Genomic DNA, 6772 nt, shown 5'->3' with positions numbered 1-6772 from the left:
TTCTAGGAAATAAGGTTGAACATGAGATTTTTTCGACTTGTTCAAAGTGGCCGTCCGGCATTCGGACACTGAAAACGGACGGGTCGAAAGTGTCAGACTTAAGCAATTAAGCGTTTTTCGCTATCTGCGTCAACCCCGTTCAGCGACCACCCTAAAAAAGTGGCGTGGTGAGGAATCGCCGTCCGTTGTACGGCGGCGAGGATGTCAAGTTGTGCTAAACTCAAGCCCTTGAGAGACAAAGCTCTAGTCGCGATGTCAGTAAGAACACATTTAGCAACTCCCTACCCAAACCCTTAGTCATAACACTCTGGTAATGCCCCGAATACTTGTAATCGATGATGATCCTGCGATCGCGGAATTAGTCTCCATCAACTTGGAGATGGCGGGTTATGACGTTAATCCGGCAGAGGACGGGATTAAAGGCCAGGCCTTGGCCGTCCAGTTACAACCCGATTTAATCATGCTGGATTTAATGCTGCCCAAAGTCGATGGTTTTACTGTCTGTCAGCGTTTGCGACGAGATGAACGCACGTCCGACATCCCGATTTTGATGCTCACAGCCTTAGGACAAACCCAAGATAAAGTGGAAGGTTTTAATGCGGGTGCTGATGATTACCTGACCAAACCTTTCGAGGTGGAGGAAATGTTAGCTAGGGTGCGCGCCCTCCTTAGACGCACCGATCGCATTCCCCAAGCCGCTAAACACTCAGAAATACTCAGTTTTGGACCTTTAACCCTTGTTCCCGAACGTTTTGAGGCGGTCTGGTTTGACAGTGTGGTCAAGTTAACCCATCTAGAATTCGAGTTACTCCACTGTCTTCTCCAACGTCACGGTCAAACCGTTTCCCCTAGTGATATTCTCAAGGAGGTCTGGGGATACGATCCCGATGATGATATCGAGACTATTCGGGTTCATATTCGCCATCTGAGAACGAAACTAGAACCCGATCCCCGTCATCCTCGCTATATTAAAACCGTTTACGGTGCGGGTTATTGTCTGGAGTTACCCACCAATGAACAGTTGGTGCTTGATTCATCGGTGGCAACGGTTTAAACAGGGAGCGATTGTCTAGATAGGCAATAGGGACAATTGTTTCCTCGCTCCTCCTGTTCAGATTGAGAGGGTTTGACCGGCGGTTGGGTTTTGATGGCTATGGCTGAGGCCTCTTTTTGGACATGACTATAACAAGGGGAAAACAGTAACTACTGGTTTAAGGTAAGTCCGTCGCCCCCATCAAAAAGCGATCGCATTCCCTGGCGGCCCCGCGACCTTCATTAATCGCCCAAACCACCAAACTTTGACCACGACGACAATCCCCTGCTGCAAAGACTTTCGGTAAGCTAGTGGCAAATTGACCGTGTTCGGCCTTGATATTGCTGCGGGCATCCTTTTCTAAGCCTAAATCATCGAGTAAAGGCTGTTCTGGTCCCAAAAATCCCATGGCTAATAGAACCAATTGCGTCGGGATGACTTTTTCTGTTCCTGCTACCGGTTGGGGGATAAACTGCCCTTTTTCGTTGCGTTGCCATTCCACCTGTACCGTGTGAATCCCTGTGACGTTGCCCTCGCTATCCCCCTCGAATTTAGTCGCTGTGGTGGTATAAACCCGGGGGTCATCGCCAAAACGCGCGGCCGCTTCCTCTTGTCCATAGTCCAGACGGTAGATTTTCGGCCATTCGGGCCAGGGATTATCGGCGGCCCGTTCTCGGGGCGGTTGCGGCATGATCTCTAATTGGGTGACGCTACGGCAGTTATGACGCAGGGAAGTCCCCACACAGTCGGTTCCCGTGTCGCCACCGCCGATAATTACTACGTCTTTACCTGCGGCCGAGATAAAATCCTCCCCGGGCTGTCCGTCTAATAGTGCCTTTGTATTAGCAGTGAGAAACTCCATGGCGAAGTGAATGCCCTTTAATTGGCGACCTTCGATGTTTAAATCCCGGGGTTTGGTGGCCCCGGTACAGATAACGACGGCATCGTATTCGTTTAATAGGTCTTGAGCGCTGATATCCTTGCCCACTTCCGTGCTACAGACCATTTTTACCCCTTCCTGTGCGAGTATCTGGAGACGACGCAGAACCACTTCTTCCTTATCTAACTTCATGTTGGGGATACCGTACATTAATAGCCCTCCGGGACGATCGGCCCGTTCATAAACTGTCACCCAGTGACCGGCTTTATTTAACTGGTCGGCGGCCGCCAATCCCGCAGGTCCTGAACCAATTACGGCCACTTTTTTGCCGGTACGGATTGCGGGGGGATTGGCAGTAATCCAACCGGATTCCCAACCTTTGTCGATAATTGAACATTCAATATTTTTGATCGTAACGGGGGGATTATGAATACCGAGAACACAGGAACCCTCACAGGGAGCGGGGCAGACTCTACCGGTAAATTCGGGGAAATTATTGGTTTTATGAAGGCGATCGAGGGCTTCTCGCCACAATCCTCGATAGATTAAATCATTCCATTCGGGAATCAGGTTATTAATTGGGCAACCACTGGCCATGCCACTAATGAGCGTTCCGGTGTGACAAAATGGTGTACCACAATCCATACAACGGGCGGCCTGATTGCGGAGTTTATCCTCAGGCATGGGAAGATGAAACTCATCCCAATTATGAAGGCGATCGAGAGGGGTAAGTTCGGAAGGAAGTTCACGCAGGAATTCGATAAAGCCAGTCGGTTTGCCCATAGTCTTTTTTGTCTCTGTCGTTTATTCCCTATCTTCCTTCAGGGTTCGATCGATCCTCGCAACTTTACCGATTTCTTTAATCTTATCGGCAGCTCAGTGGACTAAAAGGCGGTAATTTTGACAAATTCGGGAATTAACTATTGAGTTAAAAACAGGCGATTTCAAGAGGAAGGGGGCAATTCTAACGGGATAGCCCCGATTATTCCCTTACGAAAATCATTGAGTAACTGCATGGCTGCCCTTTCTTTATCTTCTTGATATTTGAGATTGGCCAATTTTTCGATAAAATCTTCCCCGGTCATGTCTAGAGTATTCAACCCGTAACGAGATTGTAAAAGACCTTCATACTGTAATTCTATTAATAAATCGACAAAAGCCGCCGCTATCCTTTGGTTATCATAACCAGCATCGCCAATGTCCTCACAGATGGCTAATTTCACCGCATCCCTTTGATTATCTAAACGGGAAGGAATCACCCCCGGCGCGTCTAATAATTCTAAGGTGTCGGAAATTCTTACCCATTGTAATTGTCGCGTTACTCCGGCCCTGCGGGCGCTGGCGACGACTTTTCGCCCTAATAAACGGTTAATCAGGGCAGATTTGCCCACATTGGGAAACCCGATCACCACGGCGCGCACTGGACGCGGTAACATTCCTCTTAGTTGGCGTTTTTGGTTAATTTCATCGCCAATTTTTTCCGCCGCTTTGATAATTGCTTTAACTCTTTCTCCCTGTTTAGCGTTAGTAAAATAGATGGGTTCTCCTTGACTTTTAAACCATGTTACCCATTGTTGATGGGCAGATTCGGGAATCATATCGAGACGATTTAAGATTAACAAGCGCGGTTTATTGCCAATCCAATCGTCCACCTGCGGATGATGGGAAGCTAAGGGAATGCGAGCATCGCGCACTTCTAAGACCACATCCACGAGTTTAAGATGTTCCTTGAGTTTTCTTTCCGCTTTGGCAATATGACCGGGATACCATTGAATTAACGACATGGGAGATGGGAGTATAAAATTAAATTTTATCAGGAATAGTCCCTAGATAGCTATAATTATCTGGGAAAAAGTTTAGTAATTTCACTGCAATTATAACAGGATTGTCGATGACTAATTTAAAAAAATGGCAAATTATTAAATCCGAGCTAGTTTTTCAGAATCGTTGGTGTCAAGTCCGTCAAGACGCGGTGAGGTTATCCTCTGGACAAGTTATCGATGATTATTTCGTTAATATTCGTCCTGAAATTGTTTTAGTTGTTCCAGTTACTGGGGATAATCAATTGGTTTTTGTCCGTCAATATCGTCACGGAGTTAAGGAAATTTTATTGGAATTTCCCGCTGGAGCAGTAGATGCGGGTGAAGATAATATTAATGCGGCAGCGCGTCGGGAATTCGAGGAGGAAACCGGTTATCAAAGTGATTCTCTAATACCTCTGGCTGTTTTGTACGATAATCCCGTTAAAGATACTAACAGAATTCATATTTTTTTGGCTCTTAATGCTACTCCCACAGGTCAACAAAAGTTAGATATTACCGAGGAAATTGAAGTTATTATTCGACCTTTACAGGAAATTAATCCGCAGGAAATTACCGTCTCCGGTAGTTTAGCTGCTTTCTATCTAGCGAGGGATTTTTTAAAGCAAAATTAAGAGGGTTTTAGTTGAAATTTCCCCACTTCCCGCTCTCCTACCTCGGCGCTTTTCTCTACTGTTTGAACAGGATTTGTATTACTTTAAGTTTTATTTTTTTCACTTGTCTATGAGTAATTTTTTGATGATTGCTGGCTTTATTCTATCAGCTTATGCGATTGTTGCCAACGATTCCCTACAAACTTTAGGGACTTTTTTAAGTGCCAATGAAGAACGTCCCTGGTGGATTTTATGGCTGTACACCAGTATAATCTTAGCCTCGATTTTTATCGCTGGTTGGTATATTAATCAGGGAGATGTGGCTTATAATCGACTAGAAATGATTCCCTTCCCAGAAACTTTTACTTGGATTTATATCGTTCCTCCCTTAGCAATTTTAATTCTCACCACTTGGGGAATACCTGTGAGTACAACCTTTTTGGTTTTAACAGTTTTTGCTCCCCAATCTCTAGATGAAATGTTAGTTAAATCCGCTTGGGGTTATGCTATTGCTGTTATAGTGGGGTTAGTAATCTATCGAATTATTTATCAATTAGAAAACTTTTTCCTAGAAACAGTTAATAAAGAACCTCAAAAAATCTGGGTAGTTTTACAGTGGTTATCCACCGGGTTTCTCTGGAGTCAATGGTTAATGCAAGATTTTGCTAATATTTTCGCCTATCTTCCCAGAAAGTTAGCGGCAACATGGTTAGTTTTATCTCTAACAGTTATGCTACTCCTGCAAACCATCATTTTTATTAATCACGGGGGTCAAATCGAGAAAATTGTCACTAGCAAAACTAACGCCCATGATCTGCGTTCTGCAACAATTATTAACTTAATTTATGGACTAATTTTACTGTTTTTTGTTAGCTATAATCATATTCCCATGAGTACCACTTGGGTATTTTTAGGTTTATTAGGAGGTCGAGAAATTTCTCTGACTTTAACCAGAGAAAACCCTAATTTAGCCGCCACGGGTAAACTGGTTTTAGGGGATGCCTTGAAAGCTTTTATCGGTATGATAGTTAGTGTTGCTATCGCTCTTGCTTTACCTCTAATCGCTCAAAAAATTAACTATCTATAGGAAGTGGGGAGCTTTTTTCAGTTATCAGTAATCAGTGAACAGTAATCAGTGAACTGAACACTCATATCTGATAACTGATATTAGTGATTGTACCGCATGAGATTAAGAAAAGGTCTATTTTCAAAACTTAAGAATAACAAGATGGAACGGATAGGCGATCGATTGATGACCCGGAGTGATAAAGTTTTCTATTACTGATAATCTCGAAATTATCGTTCAACCAGATTAAAGATGCTTCTGTGACTAGACCTTCTTCAAGAGTGACTAGGGAAAAATTGCGAGATTTACCCGTATCGGAGTGGAGAATGCGAGGGACACTAGCAGCATTCAAATAAACGGTTCCCATTTCGGAAGTGACCACTGGATTGCGTAAACGGGAAGTGGTATGACGGAGACGGTGGTGCATATGACCGAAACTGACGAGAGGAACCTGTTTTCCTAATAGCTGTGCTTGTTCGATGGCCGCTGCTAAATCTGGGTCCCCGTGGTCCCCTCCCAAAGGTTGCCAATCGCGACCACAGATAGCTTCCGCTTCCTTTCCCAGTCCAGCCGGACCATTGTGACCTAAAAAAATCAGGTTATTATAGGCAGTATCTTGAATATTAGCGATAATTTTGGCGGTAGATTCGGCAAAATTGCTTATATTATAGCGTTCTTGCAAAAATTCTCCATTTTTCCACTCGGAACCCCCCCAAGTAAAGGGACGACCCCCAACAATCGAAAGCTGTAAACCGGGTAGGTCTAGTTTTGAGTAACCCACATGAGCAACCCCTAATAATTCTAACTGGGCGGTGACACGATCTTCTTGATCGCGATCGTACGGACATTGTTTTCGTCCCCAGGGGGTGGCGCTATACCAAGCGTCATGATTACCGAGAATAACGGCTTTTGGTAAGGACAAACTAGCAATCCGACCGACAATTTCTAGGGATTCATTGCCAAAATCACCGACAAATAGGGCTAAATCGACTTGTAAAGCTTCTAGTGCTAAATTATCTTCTATTTCCCATTGGTCGTGAACGTCACCGATGACGGCGATTTTATAGGTGCGAGGGAAAGAACTTACCATTACCGGTTATTAACTATCATCGAAAATTTGGGTCTGAAACCCCGTCGTTCTACGACGGCTTTACCGTTAAATATTAGCACATTTACGGAATATATGCTAAAATGCTCCCCATGGAAAAAGCCTATTCGTTTCGATTTTACCCCACACCAGAACAAGAGTCGCTATTGCGGCGCACTTTGGGCTGTGTAAGATTAGTTTACAATAAAGCTCTCCATGTCAGAACACAAGCTTGGTATGAAAAGCAAGAAAGAGTAGGATATACTGAAACCTCTTCAATGCTAACCGATTGG

8 protein-coding genes are annotated in these 6772 nt (G+C 44.4%); 4 read left to right on the top strand and 4 right to left on the bottom strand.

The window, feature by feature from the left end:
- Positions 1-98: 98 nt before the first annotated feature.
- Positions 99-224: a hypothetical protein gene (locus IM319_RS13610; protein ID WP_287735931.1), complete on the bottom strand. Its 126-nt coding sequence runs from the start codon at positions 222-224 to the stop codon at positions 99-101.
- An 89-nt stretch (positions 225-313) separates the two neighbouring features.
- On the opposite strand from IM319_RS13610, the gene IM319_RS13605 reads away from it, so the two are divergent.
- Positions 314-1054, top strand: a complete 741-nt coding sequence (locus IM319_RS13605) for a response regulator transcription factor (protein ID WP_286824351.1) — start codon at positions 314-316, stop codon at positions 1052-1054.
- A gap of 157 nt (positions 1055-1211) precedes the next feature.
- On the opposite strand, the gene IM319_RS13600 is transcribed toward IM319_RS13605, so the two are convergent.
- On the bottom strand, positions 1212-2696 hold the full coding sequence (locus IM319_RS13600) for a glutamate synthase subunit beta (protein WP_287077928.1): 1485 nt from the start codon (positions 2694-2696) through the stop codon (positions 1212-1214).
- A gap of 161 nt (positions 2697-2857) precedes the next feature.
- Positions 2858-3697, bottom strand: a complete 840-nt coding sequence (gene ylqF / locus IM319_RS13595; RefSeq protein ID WP_287735930.1) for a ribosome biogenesis GTPase YlqF — start codon at positions 3695-3697, stop codon at positions 2858-2860.
- A 107-nt stretch (positions 3698-3804) separates the two neighbouring features.
- Between ylqF and IM319_RS13590 the strand changes: the two genes are divergently transcribed.
- Together IM319_RS13590 and IM319_RS13585 are read left to right on the top strand one after the other, a co-directional pair.
- On the top strand, positions 3805-4347 hold the full coding sequence (locus tag IM319_RS13590; RefSeq protein ID WP_287076188.1) for an NUDIX hydrolase: 543 nt from the start codon (positions 3805-3807) through the stop codon (positions 4345-4347).
- 124 nt (positions 4348-4471) lie between these two features.
- Positions 4472-5413, top strand: a complete 942-nt coding sequence (locus IM319_RS13585) for a hypothetical protein (RefSeq protein ID WP_286824352.1) — start codon at positions 4472-4474, stop codon at positions 5411-5413.
- Positions 5414-5540: 127 nt separating this feature from the next.
- Here the strand turns inward: IM319_RS13585 and IM319_RS13580 are convergent, their stop codons facing one another.
- Positions 5541-6482, bottom strand: coding sequence for a TIGR04168 family protein (locus IM319_RS13580; protein ID WP_287735929.1), 942 nt, complete (start codon positions 6480-6482; stop codon positions 5541-5543).
- Positions 6483-6592: 110 nt separating this feature from the next.
- Between IM319_RS13580 and IM319_RS13575 the strand changes: the two genes are divergently transcribed.
- A partial coding sequence (locus IM319_RS13575) for a helix-turn-helix domain-containing protein (RefSeq protein WP_287735928.1) occupies positions 6593-6772 on the top strand: 180 nt, incomplete at its 3' end.

The sequence above is a fragment of the Microcystis sp. M113S1 genome (genome assembly GCF_020246945.1).
GTDB lineage: Bacteria > Cyanobacteriota > Cyanobacteriia > Cyanobacteriales > Microcystaceae > Microcystis.
This window is presented reverse-complemented; position numbering and strand designations above follow the sequence as displayed.

What these genes read in the sequence shown, in the direction of transcription:
- IM319_RS13605 (WP_286824351.1), top strand. Translation starts at nt 314, where the DNA reads ATGCCCCGAATACTTGTAATCGATGATGATCCTGCGATCGCGGAATTA.
- IM319_RS13600 (WP_287077928.1), bottom strand. Translation starts at nt 2,696, where the DNA reads ATGGGCAAACCGACTGGCTTTATCGAATTCCTGCGTGAACTTCCTTCC.
- ylqF (WP_287735930.1), bottom strand. Translation starts at nt 3,697, where the DNA reads ATGTCGTTAATTCAATGGTATCCCGGTCATATTGCCAAAGCGGAAAGA.
- IM319_RS13585 (WP_286824352.1), top strand. Translation starts at nt 4,472, where the DNA reads ATGATTGCTGGCTTTATTCTATCAGCTTATGCGATTGTTGCCAACGAT.
- IM319_RS13580 (WP_287735929.1), bottom strand. Translation starts at nt 6,482, where the DNA reads ATGGTAAGTTCTTTCCCTCGCACCTATAAAATCGCCGTCATCGGTGAC.
- IM319_RS13590 (WP_287076188.1), top strand. Translation starts at nt 3,805, where the DNA reads ATGACTAATTTAAAAAAATGGCAAATTATTAAATCCGAGCTAGTTTTT.